This window comes from Microcoleus sp. C2D2 (genome assembly GCF_036702495.1).
GTDB lineage: Bacteria > Cyanobacteriota > Cyanobacteriia > Cyanobacteriales > Microcoleaceae > Microcoleus.
The window spans coordinates 1-1,092 of the sequence record NZ_JAUBTO010000419.1; the positions used below are offsets into that span (position 1 = coordinate 1).

Here is a 1,092-nt window from a genome sequence, read left to right on the forward strand (position 1 = left end):
CGAGGTGTGGCGCGTTCAAGGGTTGGAACCCTCTCGGCTGCGCCAACGAGCCGCACAAAACCATAGGAGTTTGGCTCGAATGAGGCCTCCCATTCTGGTTCAAGTGCTGCTTTCACAACTGCTTGTAAGGCGCGGTCGTACATTGTGGGTATTCCTAATGGTCTTGACTCATTAGTACCTGGTTTTGGAATCATTATCCGACGTGTCGGTTGTGATTTCCCAGTTATTTTGAGTTGATTTACTAGCTTAATACGTTGCTTTGGGGTTAGTAATTTTATACCGTCCACTCCTGCTGTACGTTTGTCGGGTAGGAGAGAATGCGTCGCCACATCTCTCCCCCCTAAGAACCGGACTTGACAGTTTCCCATCATCCGGCTCAAGCCTCCAAAACCTCAGAACGTTTGCTTGTATGTTCATGCCTGTGGCAGGCTTTGTGAAGGTGAACAAGGTTTTGGGCCTTGTCCGTGCCTCCGTCTTTCACCCAAATCTTGTGATGGGTGTGCAGTTCTTCTCCGTTGAACAAGTGTTCACCGCATATGGGACATTTCCAATCTTGGTTGACCGCCACATTATAGAGTTTTGAGCCTTTTGCCCAATACGATTTCCCGTATTTGGATTGGCGGTCTTGCCAGTATTTGGTGAGTGCGGGGTCATCAGGAGATGCCGTGTCTTTAACTTTGACATGGCGTACTATGGGAATGTATGACAGCTTGGGCAGGGTTATTAATGTTTCCCTACCGTTTCTGTTTTTAAAGGGTTGGGCAAAGTTCCACTTCGTCTCATTGATTGTTCTAAAGTATTTTTGGGCTACCCAACCTTTCCCCTTTTTGGGATGCCTTCTTAGCGACCACTTCCAAAACATTTGCCATATTCGGTAGTCAACGTAAGAAAACGTCTCCTTGCTGACTTTGTGCTTGTAGTAGTTTCCCCATCCTCGAATAATTGGGCTGAGGTATTGGATAACTGCCGTTGCCTTTACCGTCTTATGTTGATTCAGCCATTGTTGGATTCCTGCTAAGAATTCTTTGACCTTCTCTTTTTGCGGCTTGATGAGACACTTACCCTTGTAGTGTCGGACATTGAACCCTAGAA

General features: G+C 46.8%; 1 protein-coding gene and 1 pseudogene. Both read right to left on the reverse strand.

All coding sequences use genetic code 11. The annotated features are described in order from the left end of the window. Positions 1 to 302, reverse strand: a pseudogene (locus QUB61_RS39645) (hypothetical protein); the annotation flags it as partial. Positions 303 to 376: 74 nt separating this feature from the next. Continuing rightward, positions 377 to 1,092: group II intron maturase-specific domain-containing protein (locus QUB61_RS39650; RefSeq protein WP_333136970.1), on the reverse strand; the 716-nt coding region annotated here is incomplete at its 5' end.